This window comes from Parahoeflea halophila (assembly GCF_900220985.1).
Classification (GTDB): Bacteria; Pseudomonadota; Alphaproteobacteria; order Rhizobiales; family Rhizobiaceae; genus Hoeflea; species Hoeflea halophila.
In genome coordinates, this window is record NZ_OCPC01000001.1 from 1,318,429 (window position 1) to 1,340,297 (window position 21,869).

18 protein-coding genes are annotated in these 21,869 nt (G+C 59.6%); 5 read left to right on the forward strand and 13 right to left on the reverse strand.

The genetic code is table 11. The annotated features are described in order from the left end of the window. Window positions 1–5 precede the first annotated feature (5 nt). Genes CRO46_RS06215 through CRO46_RS06235 form a run of 5 tightly spaced genes read right to left on the reverse strand, consistent with a single transcriptional unit; the run spans window position 6 to window position 5,505 of the window. Window positions 6–560 (reverse strand): sarcosine oxidase subunit gamma, encoded by a 555-nt coding sequence (locus tag CRO46_RS06215; RefSeq protein ID WP_097105986.1) that lies wholly within the window; start codon window positions 558–560, stop codon window positions 6–8. Beyond that, window positions 553–3,549: a sarcosine oxidase subunit alpha gene (locus tag CRO46_RS06220; RefSeq protein WP_097105987.1), complete on the reverse strand. Its 2,997-nt coding sequence runs from the start codon at window positions 3,547–3,549 to the stop codon at window positions 553–555. Before CRO46_RS06220 ends, CRO46_RS06215 begins: the two co-directional genes overlap by 8 nt. Further along, the gene (locus CRO46_RS06225) at window positions 3,546–3,869 is read right to left on the reverse strand and encodes a sarcosine oxidase subunit delta (RefSeq protein WP_097105989.1); all 324 of its coding nucleotides are present in this window, start codon (window positions 3,867–3,869) and stop codon (window positions 3,546–3,548) included. Before CRO46_RS06225 ends, CRO46_RS06220 begins: the two co-directional genes overlap by 4 nt. 14 nt (window positions 3,870–3,883) lie before the next feature. Then, window positions 3,884–4,240, reverse strand: coding sequence for a cupin domain-containing protein (locus CRO46_RS06230; RefSeq protein ID WP_097105991.1), 357 nt, complete (start codon window positions 4,238–4,240; stop codon window positions 3,884–3,886). A gap of 11 nt (window positions 4,241–4,251) precedes the next feature. Continuing rightward, complete coding sequence (locus tag CRO46_RS06235; protein WP_097105993.1) at window positions 4,252–5,505, reverse strand: sarcosine oxidase subunit beta; 1,254 nt, start codon at window positions 5,503–5,505, stop codon at window positions 4,252–4,254. A gap of 277 nt (window positions 5,506–5,782) precedes the next feature. On the opposite strand from CRO46_RS06235, the gene rpsU reads away from it, so the two are divergent. From rpsU to CRO46_RS06250, 3 genes are all read left to right on the forward strand, one after another. Then, the gene (gene rpsU, locus CRO46_RS06240) at window positions 5,783–6,076 is read left to right on the forward strand and encodes a 30S ribosomal protein S21 (RefSeq protein WP_342170797.1); all 294 of its coding nucleotides are present in this window, start codon (window positions 5,783–5,785) and stop codon (window positions 6,074–6,076) included. Window positions 6,077–6,197: 121 nt separating this feature from the next. Beyond that, window positions 6,198–7,052, forward strand: a complete 855-nt coding sequence (locus CRO46_RS06245) for a tetratricopeptide repeat protein (protein ID WP_179758968.1) — start codon at window positions 6,198–6,200, stop codon at window positions 7,050–7,052. Between the two features lie 173 nt (window positions 7,053–7,225). After that, a complete protein-coding gene (locus tag CRO46_RS06250) occupies window positions 7,226–7,765 on the forward strand; it encodes a DUF992 domain-containing protein (protein ID WP_244577778.1) in 540 nt (179 codons plus the stop codon). 70 nt (window positions 7,766–7,835) lie between these two features. Here the strand turns inward: CRO46_RS06250 and CRO46_RS06255 are convergent, their stop codons facing one another. The 8 genes from CRO46_RS06255 to CRO46_RS06290 all read right to left on the reverse strand — a co-directional run bounded on the left by CRO46_RS06255 (window position 7,836) and on the right by CRO46_RS06290 (window position 19,159). Then, window positions 7,836–9,233: an NAD(P)(+) transhydrogenase (Re/Si-specific) subunit beta gene (locus CRO46_RS06255; RefSeq protein WP_097105995.1), complete on the reverse strand. Its 1,398-nt coding sequence runs from the start codon at window positions 9,231–9,233 to the stop codon at window positions 7,836–7,838. A 10-nt stretch (window positions 9,234–9,243) separates the two neighbouring features. Beyond that, complete coding sequence (locus CRO46_RS06260; protein WP_097105997.1) at window positions 9,244–9,663, reverse strand: NAD(P) transhydrogenase subunit alpha part 2; 420 nt, start codon at window positions 9,661–9,663, stop codon at window positions 9,244–9,246. Then, complete coding sequence (locus tag CRO46_RS06265) at window positions 9,663–10,814, reverse strand: Re/Si-specific NAD(P)(+) transhydrogenase subunit alpha (RefSeq protein ID WP_097105998.1); 1,152 nt, start codon at window positions 10,812–10,814, stop codon at window positions 9,663–9,665. Before CRO46_RS06265 ends, CRO46_RS06260 begins: the two co-directional genes overlap by 1 nt. An 81-nt stretch (window positions 10,815–10,895) precedes the next feature. After that, a complete protein-coding gene (locus CRO46_RS06270; protein ID WP_097105999.1) occupies window positions 10,896–11,120 on the reverse strand; it encodes an aa3-type cytochrome c oxidase subunit IV in 225 nt (74 codons plus the stop codon). 147 nt (window positions 11,121–11,267) lie between these two features. Further along, window positions 11,268–11,957 (reverse strand): N-acyl amino acid synthase FeeM domain-containing protein, encoded by a 690-nt coding sequence (locus tag CRO46_RS06275; protein WP_097106001.1) that lies wholly within the window; start codon window positions 11,955–11,957, stop codon window positions 11,268–11,270. A gap of 266 nt (window positions 11,958–12,223) precedes the next feature. Further along, window positions 12,224–14,551: a putative bifunctional diguanylate cyclase/phosphodiesterase gene (locus CRO46_RS06280; protein ID WP_097106003.1), complete on the reverse strand. Its 2,328-nt coding sequence runs from the start codon at window positions 14,549–14,551 to the stop codon at window positions 12,224–12,226. A 159-nt stretch (window positions 14,552–14,710) separates the two neighbouring features. Then, complete coding sequence (locus tag CRO46_RS06285; protein WP_097106004.1) at window positions 14,711–18,193, reverse strand: indolepyruvate ferredoxin oxidoreductase family protein; 3,483 nt, start codon at window positions 18,191–18,193, stop codon at window positions 14,711–14,713. Between the two features lie 195 nt (window positions 18,194–18,388). After that, entirely contained in the window at window positions 18,389–19,159 is a 771-nt protein-coding gene (locus CRO46_RS06290) for an SDR family oxidoreductase (protein WP_097106563.1), read from the reverse strand. A 229-nt stretch (window positions 19,160–19,388) separates the two neighbouring features. Between CRO46_RS06290 and CRO46_RS06295 the strand changes: the two genes are divergently transcribed. Both CRO46_RS06295 and CRO46_RS06300 read left to right on the forward strand, forming a co-directional pair. Beyond that, the gene (locus CRO46_RS06295; protein WP_097106006.1) at window positions 19,389–19,973 is read left to right on the forward strand and encodes a TRAP transporter small permease subunit; all 585 of its coding nucleotides are present in this window, start codon (window positions 19,389–19,391) and stop codon (window positions 19,971–19,973) included. Next, window positions 19,966–21,792 carry a TRAP transporter large permease gene (locus CRO46_RS06300; protein ID WP_097106008.1) on the forward strand — a complete coding sequence of 609 codons (1,827 nt, stop codon included), beginning with the start codon at window positions 19,966–19,968 and terminating at the stop codon, window positions 21,790–21,792. The genes CRO46_RS06295 and CRO46_RS06300 overlap by 8 nt, the downstream gene beginning before the upstream one ends. The last annotated feature ends 77 nt before the right edge of the window (window positions 21,793–21,869 follow it).

Genomic DNA, 21,869 nt, shown 5'->3' on the forward strand with positions numbered 1-21,869 from the left:
CATTCCTAAGCCAGGCAGTCCTTTGCAGCTTCGCTCAGCAAGGCGAAAGAGTAGTCCGAGAAAGAACGCCAGCATTCCACCCGGTAGTCGTTTTCGCCGGTCCGCAGGATCACCACCTCGATCTTGCCCATCACCGTGCGCGTGGCTGACCCTACCGGAAAGACCCTGTCACTCAGGTTCTGCGGACAGCCGCATTCCAGCGTCGCACGCGCACCTGTGCCGGAAACCAGGATAGCCGTGTTGCGGTGGGAAACATCGACGGCGGAATGCAGAACCTCGGCCTTGCCGAGCTCCTCGAGCGGATCACCCGTCTCATCGATGATCAGCCATTCGTCCGGGCCAAGCCAGGCGGCGATACGGCCCTTCCCGTTGCTCACCGATGTTTTCGGAGACAAGGGCAGTTCGTGACCCAACGCATCGGACAGGGACTTGGCTTCGCCTGAACCGGCTCGCAGAGAAACGCGGTTGGCCGGCCTTGCCGGCGTCAGGGTGACACCGGCTGCGCCGCCGGCACGTCCGGCAAGCGCTTCGGTACGGGTGGCGTGAGCGATATCAGCCATTCAGGCGCACTCCTTCCTTGTCGACAAACACGGTGTCCGTGACTTCCACTTCGATGGTCTTGTCAGGCATCGGCACGTAAAGCGTCTTGCCGTTGATCGACCGCCCGTCAATCACCAGGCCCATGGCAATCGACCGGCCGCAATTTTCCGACCAGTAGGCGGATGTCACGTGACCGATCATCTTCATGGGAACGGTCTGGTTCGGATCGGCAACGATCTGCGCGCCTTCCTCGAGAACAATGTTCGGGTCCTTGGTGGTCAATCCGACCAGTTGCTTGCGGCCGCTTGCCACCAGATCCGGTCGTTTCATGCCGCGGATACCGACGAAATCGGACTTCTTCCTGGCCACCGCCCAGTTCAGACCCGCATCATCCGGGGTTACCGTGCCATCGGTGTCTTGTCCTACGATGATGTAGCCCTTTTCGGCGCGCAACACATGCATGGTCTCGGTGCCATAGGCACAGGCGCCAAGTGGCTCGGCCCGTTCCCACAGCGCCTTCCACACCGCCTCACCGTAATCGGCAGGCACATTGACCTCGTAGCCGGCCTCGCCGGTGAACGACATCCGGAACAGCCGCGTCGGGACCCCGCAGATCTTGCCCTCACGCACGCTCATATGCGGCATGGCATCATTGGAAAGATCGATGCCTTCGACCAGCGGCGCAATGATCTCGCGCGCCTTAGGCCCTTGCACGGCGATCACTGCCCACTGCTCGGTTGTCGAAGTCAGCCAGACCTTCAGGTCAGGAAACTCGGTCTGCAGATAGTCTTCCATGTGATGCATCACCCGCGGCGCCCCGCCAGTGGTGGTGGTCACATGAAAACGGTCTTCCGCCAGGCGGCCGACGACGCCATCATCATAGATGAAGCCGTCCTCACGCAGCATGATGCCGTATTTGCAGCGGCCCGGCTGCAGCTTGTCCCAGCCATTGGTGTACATCAGGTTGAGAAACCGCGCCGCATCCGGGCCCACCACCTCGATCTTGCCGAGCGTCGAGGCGTCGAACATGCCGGCCACCTCGCGCACAGTCCGGCACTCGCGGTTGACCGCTTCATGCATGTCTTCTCCCGCACGCGGGTAATACCAGGCGCGTTTCCACTGTCCGACATCCTCGAACACTGCACCATGGGCTTCTTCCCAGCCGTGCATCGGCGTGCGCCGTGTCGGATCAAATAGGTCGCCGCGCGAATGATTGACGATCGCACCGAAGGTGACCGGCGTGTAGGGCGAGCGGAAGGTGGTCAGTCCGACCTGCGGCAAGGGCTTGTCGAGCATCTCGGCAGCAATCGCAAGACCGTGAATGTTCGAGGTCTTGCCCTGATCCGTTGCCATTCCGTTGGTGGTGAACCGCTTGACATGCTCGATCGAATGCATGCCCTCGCGCACGGCTAGCCGTATGTCTTTGGCCGTCACATCGTTCTGGAAGTCGACAAAGGCCTTCACCGTCGTGTTGGTACCGGCGCCAGCCGCCGACCCCATCATGCTACCGGCCCAGGACGTTCCGGTTTCCGCTTCAGGTGCAGTCCAGGCGGCGCCGGCTGAAATACCAGCCGCGATTGCTGCGTCGTGGCCGGCCTTTGCCGCGTCAGCAACAGCCTCGCGCAGATCATCGACACCATTGCAGGCGCCGACGCTCACACAATCCTGCACATTGCGGCCGGGCAGAAAGCGCTGGCTTGCCTCATCCCAGACCACCTTGCCGCGTGACTGGGAATACATGTGCACCGACGGCGTCCATCCCGCCGACATGATCAACGCGTCGATTGAGATGTCCCGCGTCGATCCACCTGACGATTTGCCGACCTTCATCGACTTGACTCTGAGCTTGCCCGACGTGTCGAGCACTGCCTGACCTGCAAAAACCTCGATGCCTAGTTCCTTTGCCCGGGCGACGAGTTCAGGGTCCGGATCGGGACGCACGTCGACAATCGCCGGAACCGAAACGCCCGCCTGCTTGAGATCGAAAGCAGCATTCCAGGCCGAATCGCAGGCGGTGTAGACACCGACCTTGGCACCGACCGCGACACCGAAGTGATTGAGATAGGTTCGCGCAGCCGATGCCAGCATGATGCCGGGCCGGTCGTTGTTGGCAAAGACCATGTGCCGTTCGATCGCACCGGTGGCAATGACAACCCGTTTGGCACGGACCTGCCAGAGCCGCTCCCGCGGCAGCGACGGGTCCGGGTTGGCGAGGTGCTCGGTGACCCGCTCAACCAGCCCGACATGGTTTTGTGCCTGGTATCCGAATGCTGTTGTCCGGGTCAGCACCCGGACATTGTCCATTGCCCGAAGTTCGGCTGTCACCGCCTGCGCCCACTCCCAGCCCGGGCGGCCATCCACCTTTGCATCTGTTTCATGATGGAACGCGCCACCGGTTTCGGCCTGCTCGTCACACAGGATCACTTCAGCGCCCGCATGGGCCGCGGCAAGCGCTGCCGAAAGCCCCGCCGCGCCGCCGCCGATTACCAGCACGTCGCAATGGGCGAAATGGTTGGCGTAATGATCCGGATCGGGCTCGGTCGGCGCGACGCCGAGGCCCGCTGCCGCGCGGATCACGGGCTCGTAGATCTTCTTCCAGGCAGCTTTCGGCCACATGAAGGTCTTGTAGTAGAACCCCGCCGCAAAGAACGGGGAAGCCAAATTGTTGAGCCCGCCGACATCGAAGGCCAGCGATGGCCAGCGGTTCTGCGAGCGGGCCCGCATGCCGTCATAGACTTCCTGCACCGTCGCCCGGATGTTCGGCGTTCGCCGCACTGCATCGCGGCCGACATCCATAAGCGCATTGGGCTCTTCCGGTCCCGCAGACAGCATGCCGCGCGGCCGGTGATACTTGAACGACCGTCCGGTCAGGTGGACGCCATTGGCAAGCAGCGCCGAAGCCAGCGTATCGCCCTCGACAGCGGTCAGGACCTGGTTGTCGAAACTGAAGCGCACGGTCCTGGCCGGCGTCAGCCTGCCCTTGCCCTTGATCCGGTTTGCGCCGCTCATTGTGCTGCTCCCTTGACCTGCAAGGCACCGTCCTCGCCACGCACCACCTCGACCCGCGGTTCACCGGCCTTGTAAGTGGTCACGAAGCGGTCGCTGACCGTATCGCGCACCGCGTTGAAGAACCTGGCACAACCGTGAATGTGGCGCCAGCGCTCATAGGCGACACCTTTCGGGTTGCTCCTGATGAAGAAGAATTTCTCGAACTCTTCGTCACTGATTGCGGCGATGTCTTTCGGCCGTTCGATATGTGCTTCGCCCGCGTTGCGGAATTCGAGCTCGGGCCGTTCTTCCTGGCAGTAGGGACAATGGATCAGAAGCATCGCTTGGTCCTTGGTCAGATCTTGGTTTTGGTCACGGCGGTTTCGGGATCACCGGTGTTGGGAGTCCCGGCAGGCTCGATGATGACGAGATGGGTTTCCACGTCGGCACGCGGGCAATGCTCGACACCCTTCGGCACCACATACATTTCGCCCGGTCCCAGCACGACATCGCCTTCACGCATCTGGATCGTCAATCGGCCCGACAGCACGAGGAAAAAGTCATCGGTGTCGGGATGGGAGTGCCAGTTGAACTCGCCGTTCACCTTGACCACCATGACATCGTTACCATTGAAACCGGCTACGATCTTCGGCGACCAGAGTTCGGTAAAAGCCGACAGCTTCTCAGCCAGATTGATGGCGCGTTCGCTCATATGCCCAAGCCTCAATGCGCAACGGCCGCAGCCGCCGCCTCGTCAATCAGGCGGCCGGTCTGGAAGCGCTCCAGCGTGAATGGCGCATTGATCTTGTGCGGCTCGTCGCGCGCGATCGTGTGCGCGAAGACATGGGCCGATCCCGGTGTCGCCTTGAATCCGCCTGTGCCCCAGCCGCAATTGACATAGAGCCCCTTGACCGGGGTCTTCGACAGGATCGGCGACCGGTCCGGCGTCACGTCTACAATGCCGCCCCAGGAGCGCAGCATCTTCATCCGTGTGAAGATCGGGAACATTTCACAGATCGCATCGAGCGTGTGACTGAGAATATGCAACCCGCCGGTCTGGGAATAGGAGGTGTATTGATCGGTGCCGGCACCGATCACCAGCTCGCCCTTGTCCGATTGCGAGATATAGGCATGCACTGTGTTTGACATTACCACGCAGGGAAATACCGGCTTGACAGGCTCGGAGACCAACGCCTGCAGCGGGTAGCTTTCGAGCGGCATCCGCACACCGGCCATTTCCATGATCACCGATGTGTGTCCGGCGGCCACCACACCGACTTTCCTGGCTCCGATGAAACCGCGGCTGGTCTCGACGCCGGAAACAGATCCATCATCGGCGCGGCGAACCCCGGTCACCTCGCAATTCTGGATGATGTGAACACCCATGTCCGATGCCGCGCGGGCGTAGCCCCAGGCCACGGCGTCGTGACGGGCGGTGCCGCCGCGACGCTGCAAGGCCGCACCGACCACCGGATAGCGGGCCGATTTGAGGATGTTGAGCGGCGGGCAGTAGTCTTTCGCCTGTTCGGGTGTCAGCCACTCATTGTCGACGCCGTTGAGCCGGTTGGCGTGGATATGCCTCTTGAAGACCTGGGTGTCATGCACATTGTGCGACAGCATCATCACGCCGCGCGCCGAGTACATCACATTGTAATTGAGATCCTGCGACAGCCCATCCCAGAGCTTGAGCGCATGATCGTAAAGGCCCGCGCTTTCATCGTAGAGATAGTTGGAGCGGATGATGGTGGTGTTGCGGCCGGTATTGCCACCGCCGAGCCAGCCCTTTTCGATCACCGCGATATTGGTGATGCCGTGCTCCTTGGCCAGGTAATAGGCTGTCCCCAGCCCGTGCCCGCCTGCGCCGACGATGATTACGTCATAGGACTTGCGCGGCTCGGGCGAGGTCCATTGCGCAGGCCAGCCCTTGTGACCACGCATCGCCTCGCGGGCAACGGCAAAAGCAGAGTACTTGCGCATGGCTGTCTGGCTCCAAACAGGTTAGAAGGGCGTCCGTCCAGCAAGAGCAAATTCGTCTGCTCCGCATCGGCTCTTTTGCGACTTCCTGAGCATGATGAATGTCGCAGTATGGTTTGTCGCACCACCGGTCTTCATGCGAAGCCGGATCCCGGCATGGTTCGAACACCCACGAAAAATACGCGGCAGCGCCCGTTGTCAAGCTGGCGGGGACTGGACTTCGGCCCTGGAAGCTGTTATCTGCCACCCCAATCGTAACGCCCACGGCCGAACGAACGGAATTTTTGTTTGCCAGGGTTGCTTAAGCCAACCGAAAACTCGAAGGAACGGGATCAACGTGCAGGTACTTGTCCGCGATAACAATGTCGATCAGGCGCTCCGCGCTCTCAAGAAGAAGATGCAGCGTGAAGGCATCTTCCGTGAAATGAAGATGCGTGATTTTTACGAGAAGCCGTCGCAGAAGCGTGCTCGCGAGAAGGCAGAAGCTGTTCGGCGCGTCCGCAAGCTGGCCCGCAAGCGGGCTCAGCGCGAAGGCCTTATCGGCGGCGGCCGTTCGGCTGCACCTGCTCGCTGAGCAAGCCGTTTTTTCGCCCTTTTGGGGTTGCATGAATGAGAGGCGGAGACGAATATTCGTCTCCGCCTTTTTCAGTGTGGTTGTCCGGGTTGTTCCCGGTAAAACAGGTGGGGCAATAGCGATGCGGTCGATTTCAGCCATGGAAGCGAAACAACGGGGCACATTCAATCCTCGTTTTTTGATGCTGGCTGCTGTGTCGGCTCTGAGCCTGGGGCTGTCGGGCTGCAACACCACAACGCCGGTCGACACGATCTCCATCGACGCATCACAGGGCACGGAAGAAAACATTGCCTCGCTGACGGACGTCATCCGCCGCAACCCCAGCGATCCCGAAGGCTACAATGTTCGGGGCTCGGCCTACGGCAAGGCCGGCAAGTACAGCGATGCGCTTGATGACTTCAACCGCGCCATCCAGCTCAACCCGTCCTTTTACCAGGCCTATGCCAACCGCGCCCTCATTCAGAGGTCGATGGGCAATTTGGCCGAGGCCGCAAACGACTACAATCAGGCGCTCAGGATTAACCCGCGCTATGATGTCGCCTATATCGGCCGCGGCAATCTCTATCGCCAGGCCGGCCGGACCGCTGAGGCGATGAATGATTTCAATCGCGCCATCAACCTACAGACCACCGACCCGCGCGCCTACCATAATCGCGGCCTGATCAAGCAGCTCAACAATCAGCATCCACAGGCGATCGAGGATTTTTCCGCCGCGATCTCGCTGGCACCAAACTCACCCGAGCCCTACAACGGCCGGGGAATTTCCTACGTTGCTCTCAACGACGACGAAAACGCCTTCGCAGATTTCAACCGGGCCATCGAACTTGATCAGCGCATAGCCGAATCCTGGGCCAACCAGGCACTGATCTATGAGCGGCGTGGCGAAAAGGCCCGCGCGGCAAAGTCCTATGCCCGTGCAACGCAACTTGACCCCAAGTACCGTCCTGCCATTGACGGGCTGGCCCGCGTTCGCTGATCGCCCGGCGCCGCAGCTGCATGCAGCGCCGGCACGGCTTTCCCACCTTCCCGGTACCCGCCACCTTCCTGTCGGATCACGTTGAAAACCTCTGTCCGGGCGCGGCTCAGTTGCGCCCGTCCGCTTGGCCGGAACTACGCATGGCGCAGAGGAACCATTGACGGAGCAGCACGTTGTCGTGCCGGATCAACAAGCAAGAAAGTGAGTTCAAAATGATCGGGAAAACAAAAATTACAGCTGCAGCAGCACTTCTGGCCACCGTCGCTATTGGTGCAACAACCGTTCCTGCCAAGGCCGACAGCGTGGAGCTCGGCCTGCTTGAATGCGTCGTCGAAGGCGGGACCGGCTTCATCTTCGGCTCATCCAAGGACCTGTCATGCGAATACACGCCTGCCAACCAGAATGCGGCCACGGAAGCCTATTTCGGCGTCATCAACAAGTTCGGTGTGGATGTTGGCGTGACCGGTGCGACTGTCATTGAATGGGTCGTGCTCGCGCCCACTACCGATTACGAATACACCATCGGTTCGCTTGCCGGTGATTACCGCGGTGTCTCCGCGGAGGCATCGGCAGCAGCTGGCGCAGGCGTGAATGTCCTCGTCGGTGGATCTGACGACACTTTCTCGCTCCAGCCTGTCAGCGTCCAGGCTCAGGAAGGTGTGAACGTTGCTGTGGGCATAGCAGAACTTCAGCTCCGCTCCGCCGCAAACTGATCGCGACAGAGCTCGCAAACAAAAGGCCCGGAAAATTTCCGGGCCTTTCTGCATTCGAGACTGATCGGGATCAGTGTTCCATGGCCTTGACGATATCGTCGGTCATTTTCTTCGCATCGCCGAGCAGCATCATCGTACTGTCCTTGTAGAACAGCGTGTTGTCGATACCGGCATAGCCGGAGCCGAGCGAGCGCTTGACGAACAGGCAGGTACGCGCCTTGTCGACATCCAGGATCGGCATGCCGTAGATCGGGGACGACTTGTCGTCGCGCGCGGCCGGGTTCGTCACGTCGTTGGCACCGATCACGTAGGCCACGTCAGCCTGAGCGAATTCAGAGTTGATGTCCTCAAGCTCGAACACCTCGTCATACGGCACATTGGCTTCTGCCAGCAGCACGTTCATGTGACCAGGCATGCGGCCTGCCACCGGATGGATGGCGTATTTGACCTCGACACCCTGCTCCTTGAGACTGTCAGCCAGCTCCCGTGTGGCGTGCTGTGCCTGGGCGACGGCCATGCCGTAACCCGGCACAATGATCACCTTCGATGCGTTGGCCATCAGGAAGGCCGCATCATCGGCCGAACCGAGCTTGACGCTGCGATCGATATCATCGCCACCGGCAGCTGCTTCCTCGCCGCCAAAACCGCCAAGGATGACCGAGATGAACGAACGGTTCATGCCCTTGCACATGATGTAGGACAGGATCGCGCCCGACGAACCAACCAGGGCGCCGGTTATGATCAGGGCCAAGTTGCCAAGGGTAAAGCCGATGCCGGCTGCCGCCCAACCCGAATAGGAATTGAGCATCGAAACCACCACCGGCATGTCGGCGCCGCCGATCGGAACGATCAGCAGCACGCCGAGCACCAGCGACAGCACCACGATCAGCCAGAACACCGTGTAGCTTTCCGATGCGACGAGCACGGCGATCAGCAAGATGATGCCGATCAGGAGGGCAGCGTTGATGGCATGGCGCATCGGCAGCATGATCGGCTTGCCCGACATCCGGCCATCAAGCTTCAGGAAGGCGATGATCGAACCGGTGAAAGTGATCGCGCCGATGGCAACACCGAGCGACATCTCGATGAGCGCCTGGGCGTGAATGGCACCCACCTCACCAATGTCAAAGGCGTGCGGCGCATAGAGTGCTGCGGCAGCCACCAGAACAGCCGCCATACCGACAAGGCTGTGAAAACCGGCAACCAGCTGCGGCATTGACGTCATCGGGATCTTGCGGGCGATGTAGGCGCCAGCGCCTCCGCCGATGGCAAGACCCGCAACAATCATCGCAAACCCGCCGAAGGACGGTTTGGCAAGCAGCAGCGTGGTGACAATCGCAATCGCCATGCCGGCCATGCCGTAGGCATTGCCCTGCCGGCTGGTGGTTGGATGCGACAGGCCCCTCAGCGCCATGATGAAAAGAACGCCTGAAACGAGGTAGGCGAATGCGGCAAAATTCTCTGACATCAGCCGGCCCTCACTTCTCTTTTTTCTTGTACATGGCCAGCATCCGCTGGGTGACGAGGAAGCCGCCGAAGATATTCACCGAAGCCAGCACCAGAGCGACGAAGCCGAAGCCTGTGGCCCAGCCAGACAGCGAAGCACCGACCGCAAGCAGCGCGCCCACCACGATCACCGAGGAAATCGCGTTGGTGACCGCCATCAGCGGCGTGTGCAGGGCTGGTGTCACCGACCAGACCACATAATAGCCGACAAAGATCGCAAGCACGAAGATCGCAAGCCGGAAGACGAACGGATCGATCGCCCCGCCGCTTGCAGCATGGACGGCAGCCGCCACGCCATCACCTGCCGGACCGGCTGTTTCGGCCGCCGTACGGACAGCGATGACGGCCTGCTCGAGATTATCAAGAGCGGTATCGAGTAGGGACTCTGACATCATGCTGCTCCCTTGCTGGTTTCACCGCCGAAGGCGGGGTGAACGACTGCGCCACCATGGGTCAGCGCGGTAGCCTTGACCAGTTCGTCCTCCATGTTGACCGAAACGGTCTTGGCTTCCTTGTCGATCATGGTGTCGAGGAAGGTCAGGAGGTTCTTGGCGTAAAGCAGTGAGGCACTTGCCGCGATCTTGCCTGGCATGTTCAGGATGCCGATCACCGTAACCCCGTCGACTATGACGGTTTCGCCGGCCTTTGAGCCTTCGATGTTGCCGCCACGCTCAACCGCCAGGTCGACCGCAACGGAGCCAAGTCGCATGCTCTTGAGCATGTCGCGGGAAATCAGTTTCGGCGCTGGCCGGCCCGGGATAAGCGCCGTGGTGATCACAATGTCCTGCTTGGAAATGTGATCGGCCACCAGTGCCGCCTGCTTGGCCTGGTATTCCTTCGACATCTCCTTGGCGTAGCCGCCGGAGGTCTCGGCCGCCTTGAACTCGTCGTCTTCCACCGCGATGAACTTGGCGCCAAGGGAGGCAACCTGCTCCTTTGCAGCCGGGCGGACATCGGTCGCCGAGACCGCAGCCCCCAGGCGGCGCGCCGTGGCAATCGCCTGCAGGCCGGCAACACCGGCACCCATGACGAACACCTTGGCGGCCGGCACCGTTCCTGCAGCCGTCATCATCATCGGCATGGCGCGATCGAACACATGGGCACCTTCGATGACTGCCTGATAGCCGGCAAGGTTCGCCTGCGACGACAGCACGTCCATCGACTGCGCCCGCGTAATCCGTGGCATCAGCTCCATGGCAAAGCTGGTCACGCCGGCCTTGGCAAGCGCTGCGAGAGCTTGTTCATTGCTGTATGGGTCCATCTGCGCAAGCACGATGGCACCTGATTTCAGCGATTTAATCTCGGTCTCGGAAGGACGCCGCACCCGCAGCACCACATCCGCCTTCTTGGCATCGGCTGCGGTTCCGGCTTTCGCACCCGCAGCAGCAAAATCTGCATCGGCGATCCGCGATTTCTCCCCGGCGCCTTTCTGGACGATGACATCAAGTCCAAGTGCTGTCATCTTTTTCACGGTCTCCGGCGATGCGGCGACACGCGATTCAAGCGAATCTGACTCTTTGGCTACGAATACTGTGGCGCCCATGAGAGCCCCTCCCCTGGCAAACAGAATGAAACACGCCAGCACGGTTCCTCAATGACCCGCACCAACGCGCAGCAAAAGGGCTCAACGAGCGAGAAGCACGCCGCCGATGCTCAGAACGATAAATGCCAGAATGCTGGTGATCGCGCCGGCGCCGGTGAAGAAATAGATCGCCATGGCAATCAGCAGGGCCGCGATGTGGATGGTCCCGTACTTGGCTCCGGCAAGAAACAAGTTGTAGGTTTTTTCGTGCTCGGCGTAATCCATAGCAGCCCCGGTTTCGACAGGACCGTTCATCTGTTCAGCCATCTGATAGCTCCCCATTTGGCAAATTCATGGACGGATTACACAAACCCCGGCCAATGTGCAATGGACATCGGGTCACAGCACGGTTGAGGGGCACCGCAGCAAGGAGAAAAGGCACAATCTTTTGGACCGTGCAGAGCTTGGCGAAACTCAGCTCGCTTGCTGCAGCGCGTATCGTGCCGTCGGGCGGATGGTCAGCGGTGGCATCAGCAATTCCTGGCGAGGCGCAAACATCAGGCGCCGCTCGCAAAGCTGTGAATTGAAGAAGGGAAAGCGGTCATAGATTTTCTGCAATTCGACATGTGCGTTTGATGCGTGCAGCTCGATATTGCTGTCGTATTTCTCAAAGTATCTCGGCTCAACGAGCGGATGCGAATTGAAAACCCGCTTGTAGAACGCCCGGTGGTTCGGCTTGATCACCGAAAGGCAATAATCGGTCTTGAAATAGTCCGTCGCCATCGTCGCGACCCGCAATGTCAGATATGGCAGCGCCGGATATTCCCGCATGATGTCCGGGTCGGCCGCAAATCTGACCGGATCGATGAAAGTCTGCCCCGCGTCAAGCAGCGGGTTCATGATGTCAGGAAAATGCGAGACGGCAACACTGTCCCGCTCAGCCGGGGTCACATGATGAACACGAATGGTGGAGACCAGCTGTTCATCAAAAAAGATCCCCATCACATGGGCATTGGGTTTGAAATCAAGATCATCGATCAATAGCGAACCGTTCTGCGGCGCCAGCCCGACCATCGTGAACGCCTTGTAGCGGATTCGCGCGACGTCTTCGAGATCGTCAGCATTGTCAACGCGGCGGTACTCAATGCTTTCGAGAAAACGCATTACACCTGCACTGAACCCCGAAACTTTAGCTTGGGCAGCGTTGCTCATTGATGACAAGTCTCCATCGTGATCGACGAAGAAAGCTTATCGTTAAAATTTTCTTAATCAATCTCTACGGGTCATCAGAACCTGTTTAACTACTTATTAGGGTTAACAGGCCGTGAAATTTGATCGTAAAAACAACGACCCTATAAAAAAGAGCCGGGAAGAATTTGCAATCAGGTTTGGATGAAGAAGGGCCTTGCTACCCGGGAAATGACGTTACTTCAGCTGCCGGAATTGCGTGTCTGGCCTGATTGACCAACGACAGTCAGCCCGCACGGGTTCTGCGACAGCTTGTTTGCCAGCTCGATGAAGGCGCCATACGGCATGGGCGTGCCGAAAATGTAACCCTGGATGATATCGGCGCAATTGTTGTCGCTGATCATGACCAGCTGATCTTCCGTTTCCACGCCCTCGACAACCACTTCAAGCCCAAGCTCACGCGCCAGGTGGACGACACCACGCAGCAGCTTCAGCTTCTTGGGGACCTTCGTCAGGTCCCTGACGAAGGAGCGGTCGATCTTGACCTTGTTGAGCGGCAGCATGTCGAGGTAGCTAAGGCTTGAATAACCCGTACCGAAATCGTCGATGGCAATGGACATGCCCATCGACCTCAGTTCCGTAAGGATCTCACGGGCGGTCTTCAGGTCATTCATCAGGCCGCTTTCGGTTATCTCAAGCTGGAGCCGTCCGGGCGCCAGGTTGGACCGGTCAAGCGCGTCGGCAATCACCGAGACAATCGCCCGGTCATTGAGATCATGCGCAGATAGATTGACCGAGACTTGCAGGTCGTCGGGCCAGTTCCTTGCATCCTGAACGGCGCGCTCGATCACACAGCACGTCAGTTCGCTGATAATTCCCATTTCCTCTGCGAGCGGGATGTAGACCGCCGGCGAGACCGGACCAAGCTCCGGATGGATCCAGCGCGAGAGGGCTTCTGCACCAACGATGCGGGTACCCTGCGGGTTGAACATCGGCTGGTAGAACAGATCCATCGAGTGGGTGCGGATGGCTTCACGCAGCGCGGCCTTCATGCTCTGCCGTTCCGTATACCGCTGGTCCATGGAGGCTTCGAACAGGGTCCAGCGGTTCTTGTCGCGCCGCTTGGCCTCGTAAAGCGCCAAGTCCGCCTGGATGTGCATCTCTTCGAGCTGCAAGTCCGCGGCTTTCGACATCACGACACCGCCCGACAGGCTGACGAACAGCTTGTGGCCATCAATGATGTAAGTGCCACGCAGCGTGTCTATCAGGTGATCCATGGTGGCGTGAAGATCTTCGACGTCTCCCACATTCGGAAGGAACAAGACGAACTCGTCGCCACCGAAGCGTGACACGACGAACTTCTGGCGCGAAAGTGATCCAAGCCTGTTGGCGATCGCGCACAGCAGCTTGTCACCGTTGACGTGGCCCATGCTGTCATTGACGTGCTTGAAATCATCTAGGTCGAGAACCGCAAGCGCCATGTTCTGGTCAGGTTGCGCACTCGCTATCTTGAGACCCACGACCTCCTTGAACCACGACCGGTTGGGCAGGTTGGTCAGGTTGTCATAGCGCGCCATGTGCAGGATGCGCTTTTCCGACTGGATTCGTTCCGACACATCTTCAAATATCAGAACCACACCCTTTTCACCGCGGTACCGTGCACTGAATTCGAGCCAGCTGTTCTTGTCAAAACGAACCAGCGCCCGGTCATCGCGGCCGCTGACCAAGCTATCAAGATGCTCGCTGATCTGCGCAAAGTTTTCCTTCGCGATAACCCCGTTCCGGGTACCAAGCCGCAGCGCCGCCTTGAGGGCGCGGCCGGTCAGATCAGTGTTGCGGTCGACGCTGAAGAATTCCCGCGCCTTCCGGTTGGCAACCTCGATCCGCCCTTCTCCATCCAGCATGAACAGACCATGCGACATATTGTTGAGCGCGGTATCGAATCGCTCAGCGAGCTCCGAGGTCTTCCGCTCAGCCGTCACCGAGTTGAACAGGAAATCCCGAACGCCGTTCGCCAATGATCGCGTGGTCAGGAACAACGGCAACAGAAGCACCGCCAGAACCATCATGAAGGGATCACGCGCCATCATAAAGCCGGCCATCATCGGCAGGCATGCGGCGAGAATGATCATGTCCACATTGAGCTTGGAACCGAAATTGCGCCCGACCACGGAAATCATTGTCGCGATCGTCACGGATATCGCCGCCAGGACGGCAAAGGCATCCTGCGCCATAACCAGCGCATGGCCGCAGACGGTTCCGAGCAGAAACGCCGCCACCAGGGAACCGGCGACATAGCGCTTCTCCCAGTGCAAGGTATCTGCAAGCGTGAAGGCGGATTTCTCCAGCCTGTCAAAGGCCAGCATGTCCAGGGTCCGCAAAGCCCAGGTCGCAAAAAGTGCAACGCCTGCATAGAGATAGAAGGGGTCATCAATTCGCAGATAGATTGCCAAAGTCGTCACAAGATGCGCCACCATGCCGGCAGCCAATGTGCCCCGCTTGTTGTAAAGCGAGGCTACAAAGGACAAACGTACTTCGTCTGCGAATGATGTGCTGACTGCGGATGGCATGAACACTTAATCCCTGAATCTGTGCAGGTAAGCTACCAGACGGAGATTAAGAACACATTTATCCAAGTCAGGATTTGAGCCGAAGTCCCAACGAACTACCGATTCAAAGATCGTGGTTAACAATTCGGCAATCAGCAATTGCCAGGCAAGCAGACAGAATCATTCGGCGGCAACAGACTGAACAGCTGGCACACCCGTCAGAATTGAATGCTTCTCTGCTTCCTTCTGCGGACAGACTTCTTCGTAGTTTCTCTTCTTCACGTGACCGTACCCTTTCACTTTTGCGGGATAGGAGAGAAACTCAGCCACCTGGGCGGCATTGTCTCTTCTGAGCACGCCAGTCATCTGGTCGATTTCGTCAATAAAGTCCGCCAGGATCCGGCGCTCCAAGCGCCGCTCCGCACTGTAGCCGAAAACGTCCAGTGCCGTACCGCGTATCACCTTGAGTGCGGCCAGCACCGGAAACACTGCGGCCAATCCGTGGCCAAATGTCGTCTTTGCGGGATGACCCTTGCTGTCCTTCCGCCCCAAGACTGGCGGCGCCATGTGGTACTCGAGCCTGTCATAGCTTTCGAACTGCTTGCCGAGCTGCCGCTTAAAGCTGCCGTCGCTGTATAGGCGCGCCACCTCGTATTCATCCTTGATTGCCATCAGTTTGAAAAGCGATCGCGCAGCGGCTTCGGACACCGGGCCTGTTCTGCCCGTTGCCCGCTCTTCGGCTTCGACCAGCGGCTGCAGAGTGGCACGGTACTGCGCGGCCCACGCCTTGTTCTGGTAGTCCTCCAGGAACTCGGCGCGGCGCCCGATAATGTCTGCCACTGTTTCTTCCGCTGTTGAGTCTGACTCGGCCCGCTGGTCAGACATTAGCGCCTCAACAGACTTCGGATCATGGGCCGCCTTTCGACCCCAGCGAAACGCTTCGATGTTCATTTTCACCGACTGGCCATTGAGCCGGATGGCCTCCTCGACCGAAGCCGGCGAAAGCGGCAAGGCACCCTTCTGAGACGCCATGCCAAGCATGAACATGTTGGCGGCAATCGCATTGCCGAACAGCCGCGTGGCGGCCATCGTGGCATTGAAGAAGCTGGTTTTCTCAGCGCCTGCGGCTTTGACAATCGCGCGCTTCAACCGCTCGGTCGGCAAGGAAAAATCAGCATTACGGGTAAAATCGCCGGGCATCACTTCGCTGGTATTGACCAGGAATGAAGTCTCACCTTCACGAACCGACGTCAGCACCTTGCGGGATCCCGAAACCACCAGGTCGCAGCCCAGGATCAGATCGGCCTTGCCGGCCGAAATCCGGATGGCCTGGATCTCTGCCGGTGTGCGCGCAATCCGCACATGCGAAAACACCGCCCCGCCTTTCTGTGCCAGGCCGGCCATGTCGATCATGCCGCAGCCTTTGCCCTCGATATGTGCCGCCATTCCGAGTATGGCGCCGATGGTGACAACGCCGGTGCCGCCGACACCGTCAATGATCGATGCCCATCCATGCTCGAGGGAGGCGATTTGCGGTTCCGGCAATCCCTCCAGCGGATCCAGCGCCGACCTCAACGCCGACGTGTCCGCCTTGCGGACGCGTGCCCCGTGCACGGTCACAAAAGACGGACAGAATCCGTCGGTGCAGGAAAAGTCCTTGTTGCAGCTGGACTGATCGATCTTGCGTTTGCGGCCGAATTCGGTTTCGACCGGCTGGATCGAGACACAATTCGACTTGACGCCGCAATCTCCGCAGCCCTCGCAAACCAGTTCATTGATGATGACCCTCTTGTCCGGGTCCGGAAAGGTACCGCGCTTGCGGCGCCGGCGCTTCTCGGCGGCACAGGTCTGATCGTAGATCAGCACAGTCACGCCGGGAATGTCGCGCAGTTCGCGCTGCACGGCGTCCATTTCCGAACGGTGATGAACACTCATCATCGACGGCCAGGCTGTCCCCGCCGGGTATCTGTCCGGCTCGTCACTGACCAGGGCAATCCGCGCCACGCCTTCCGCACGCACTTGTCGCGCAATTGCGTCCACCGTCAGGCCACCCTCATGGGTCTGGCCGCCTGTCATCGCAACGGCATCATTGTAGAGGATCTTGTAGGTGATGTTGGCGCCGGAAGCGATGGCGAAGCGCAAGGCCAGCACGCCCGAATGATTGTAAGTGCCGTCGCCGAGATTCTGGAAAATGTGCTTTCGGTTGCTGAACGGCGCCTGACCGATCCATTGCGCGCCCTCGCCTCCCATCTGCGTGAAACCGGAGGTGTCGCGGTCCATCCACAGAGACATGAAGTGACAACCGATCCCTGCAGCAGCCACTGATCCCTCGGGAACCTTTGTCGAGGAATTGTGCGGGCATCCGGAGCAGAAATAGGGCGTCCGCGACGCCACGTCCGATACGCTCGCAAGCATGCTCTGGAACTGGCGGATGCGCTTGACCCTGGCGTCGATGTCTTCCGAATACCCAACGACCTTGAGCACACGCTCACCGACCGCAACGGCAATATCGTTGGGATCGAGCGCACCCTTGACCGGAAACAGCCACTCGCCGCGTTCGTCGCGCTTGCCGACAACCATGGGCTGGCGGGCCGTTCCATAGAGCGCTTCGCGCAGCTGGCTCTCGAGCAACGAGCGCTTTTCCTCGACCACGATGACCATATCCAGGCCCTCGACGAACTCGGTCATGTCGGCCAGATCGAACGGCCACGGGCAGGCGACCTTGTAAAGCCGGACCCCGATCTGGTTGGCGCGTGCTTCGTCGATTCCCAGGTCATCCAGCGCCTGGCGCACGTCGAGATAGTTCTTGCCTACCGTCAGAATACCGATTCTGGCGTTGGCGCCGCCCGAATAGACAATCCGGTTGAGGCCATTGGCCCGGATATAGGCGCTGGCGGCATCGCGCTTGAATTCGTGCAGACGCATTTCCTGGCCGAGGAAATCCAGGTCGTTGGCGCGGATGTTGAGGCCCCCGGGCGGCATGGTGAAGTCCGGGAGTATGATCTTGAGCCGGTCCAGCCCGGCCTCCACCGATGCCGTCGATTCCACGTTGTCCTTGACGCATTTGAGCGCCGCCCAGGTTCCCGCGAAGCGAGACATCGCAAACCCGTGCAGGCCATAGTCGATCATCTCCTGCACGCCGGCCGGGTTGAGGATCGGAATCATGGTGTCAACGAAATTGAACTCGGTCTGGTGCGCGTTGGTTGAGCTTTCGGCAGTGTGGTCGTCGCCCATCAGCGCCAGCACGCCGCCATGCTTGGACGAGCCGGCCAGGTTGGCGTGACGAAACACATCACCGGAACGGTCCACGCCTGGCCCCTTGCCGTACCAGAGCGAGAAGACGCCATCATATTTGCCGGTTCCGTCCAGGCCCGTTTGCTGCGTTCCCCAGCAGGCTGTCGCCGCAAGCTCTTCGTTCAGCCCGGGCTGAAACACGATGTTGTGCTTGTTCAACGAGCGTTGGGCGCGCATGATCTGCTGATCCAGGCCCCCGAGTGGTGAGCCGCGATACCCGGAAACGAAGCCCGCCGTGTTCAGACCTGCTAGACGGTCCCGCTCATGCTGCATCATCATGAGCCGGACGACAGCTTGCGATCCGGTCACGAAGATCCTGTTCTTGCTCAGGTCGTATTTGTCGTCGAGCGAAACATCATGCAGTGTCATTTACAGTCTCCTCAAACTGTTCCGGCTGATCGCGGAGCCGCTCCCAAACCCCGCCATGGACGGCCGACTGATACTTGAGCCAGACGGCGCAGTGGTCAATCGAATTCATCAGCCACACCTGACTGCGCAATCAGATGCTTGGCTCGTGGCTGCAAACGAAACTATCTGTCGCCAGCCGCCGAATTGCCGAAAATTTCATCGGCCAATGGAATGGCCGCCGTCGATGTAAAGCGAGCTTCCGGTCATGAAAGCGCCGGCTTTGGACGCCAGCAGCAGGACCGCGCCGTCTAGATCATGAACGTCCCCGAGCCGCCCCATTGGGTTCTGACCGGCCATCACCCCGGCCCCGGGGCCTTTCAGGAACGGTGCGGTCAGATCAGTCTTGAACCAACCGGGCCGGATTTCATTGACCCTTATCCCGTGCTTGGCCCACTCCAGCGCCAGACTGCGTGTAATCTGGCTGACCGCCGCCTTCGAGGCACTATAGGCCGAGACCTGACGCATCGGAATATCCGACAGCACGCTGGATACATTGATAATCGATCCGCCGCGACTGTCACGGATCAACCGGCGGGCGGTCTCCTGCGCGACCATGTAGACACCATCGACATTGACAGACATCACCTCGCGAAGCCTGTCCCGAGTGAGCTGGGTTGCTTTGTCTCGATGAGCCACACCTGCGTTGTTGACCAGTACACTGACCGGCCCGAGCTTCGCCTCGACCTGGTCGAAAGCCACGGAAATCGAGCTGTCGCTACGCACGTCGAGATCGACGCAGACCGCCTCCCCTCCAGCCGCTGCGATCTTGTCGACCGCGGCCTCCAGGCTCGCCGGGTCGTTGCCGGCAAGTGCAATCCTTGCCCCGTTGAGAGCCAGCGCCTGCGCCATCGCGAGGCCGAGCCCGGTGCCGCCGCCCGTCACGAGCACAATCTCGTCTGAAACGTCGAACAACTCGCTCCTGTGCACCACTGCCCCCTTTTTCCTGTCCGCAACAAACGGTATAGCCCCACTTACCGGCCGGCGCCACAGGTGGTCGTGAGGTAACTGGTCAAAAAAATGCACCACTCGTTGCATTGTATGTGTCTTTCCTGATATGGGCTGGAGCAACACCATGCACATGCTATGGATGGTGAAAAAGGGAACAATGGTTGATCACGCTCCTTTGCAACGGAGGTGAAGAGACCAGGAGGGCAATATGGGAAGTCTATTGGCATTGAGCCGGGTCATTGACCGGGTCAATGAGTTCATCGGGCGTAACGTGTCCTGGCTTGTGCTGGCGGCCGTACTGATTAGCGCCGGAAACGCAACCATCCGCAAGATGTTCGACATGTCGTCGAATGCCTGGCTCGAAGTTCAGTGGTATCTGTTCGGTGCGGTCTTTATGCTCGCCGCAGGCTATACCTTGCGTAAGAACGAGCATGTCCGCATTGACGTCGTCGCCGGCAATCTTTCAAAGCGCACCCGTGACTGGATCGACCTGTTTGGCCATGTCATGTTCCTGCTCCCCTTCTGCCTGATGATGACCTACCTCGCCTGGCCGTTCTTCTGGCGCTCGTTTGAGTCCGGGGAAATGTCCAGCAACGCCGGGGGCTTGATCATCTGGCCGGCAAAGGCAAGCATCCTTGTGGGCTTCATCTTGCTGACGGCACAGGCCATTTCCGAAATCATCAAGCGCACCGCCATCATCCGGGGCGTCATGGAAGAAGAAGTCGGACACGATCACTCGATGCCGCCGCAGGTCGAAGCTGCAGCCGATATGAAGGGCCGCCCCGATGCTTGATGTTATTGCCCACAATCTCGCACCGATCATGTTCATCACCGTTATGGGGATGCTTTTGCTCGGTTACCCTGTCGCCTTCACCCTGGCTGCCGGTGGCATGTACTTCTTCATGGTCGGCGTTGAACTGAGCGACATTTCCCCGGAGATTCGCCTGTTTTGGCCGCTGGCGCAAGCCAACATGAATCGCGTCTTCGACATCATGCGCAATGACACGCTGCTGGCCATTCCATTCTTCACCTTCATGGGGTTGATCCTGGAACGCTCGCGCATGGCCGAGGATCTTCTCGACACCATTGGCCAGTTGTTCGGCACCATGCGTGGCGGCCTCGCTTTTGCCGTGATCGTCGTGGGTGCGCTGCTTGCCGCCACCACCGGCGTCGTCGCGGCCTCGGTCATCGCCATGGGCCTGATCTCGCTGCCGATCATGATGCGTTACAACTACCACCCCGGTCTCGCAGCTGGCACCATCGCCGCGTCGGGAACGCTGGCACAGATCATCCCGCCCTCTCTCGTCCTCATCGTCATGGCCGACCAGCTCGGCCGGTCCGTGGGCGATATGTACGTCGGCGCGTTCTTCCCTGCCCTGATCATCGTCGGTATGTATTGCGCCTACATTTTCGCCATTACCCTGTTCAAGCCGCAATGGGTGCCAGCCTTGCCGCCGGAGGCCCGGCCACTCGGCAATGGCGGCAGGTCGCTGTTCCTGATCATCGGGCTGGCAATAGCTCTGTTTTTTGTCTGCGACCACTTTGTCTTCGATGATCTGCGCTATGAGACGCGGGTAGTCTGGTCCGCCCTGGTCGCCACGCTCATTCCCTACGGTTTTGCATTGATCAACCGCAAGATGAAGCTTGGCTACCTGTCGAAAATGGCCGAGCAGGTGGTGATCGTGCTGATTCCGCCGTTGGCGCTGATCTTCCTGGTTCTCGGCACCATCTTCCTTGGCATTGCCACGCCGACCGAGGGCGGCGCCATGGGTGCGACCGGCGCATTGATCATGGCGATGATGAAAGGCCGTCTGGACAAGAAGACATTGCTGCAGGCGCTGGATTCGACCGCGAAACTGGCAACCTTCGTGATGTTCATCCTGATCGGTGCGCGCGTTTTCGCCCTGACCTTCTATGGCATCTCCGGTGACCGCTGGGTCGAAGAGCTTCTGCTCGCACTGCCGGGCGGGGAAACCGGTTTCCTTATCACCGTCTCGATCGTGATCTTCATCCTCGGCTGCTTCCTCGATTTCTTCGAGATCGCCTTTATCATGGTTCCCTTGCTGGCGCCGGTGGCGGAAAAGCTTGGCATCGACCTGATCTGGTTCGGCGTGCTGCTCGGGTTCAACCTGCAAGCCAGCTTCCTGACGCCGCCCTTCGGCTTTGCCCTGTTCTACCTGCGATCGGTGGCCCCGATCAAAGCCTGGCACGACGCGGCCACCGACAGGATGATCGAACCGATCTCGACGAGGTCGATCTACACCGGGACCCTGCCCTTTATCGTCATCCAGATTGCCATGCTCGGCATTCTGATTGCCTTCCCGGGGCTGGTCACCCATTACAAGACACCTCCGGTGATCATGGATCAGGGCGACATCAATCAGGAGATCAACAATATCGGTGGCGGCGGGTTTGGCCTGCCCGGCTCGGGAATGAGCCTCGATGGTGGCCTCAGCCTGCCCGGGTCGCCAAGCCTGGGTGAACCCGGCAACGGCATGCCGGACATGCCGAGCATTGGCGAGCCGGCGGAACCGGCAGGCGACAACGCGCAGCCTGCCCCAGGAGGGCTTCCCGCCCCGGGTGGAGCGTCTGGCCTTCCCAATTTCGACTGAATCTTTCTGGGATCGAATTCACCAAACCCGGCGGAGACCAACCGCCGGGTTTTTTCGTGCCTTGCTGCCGGCGAATA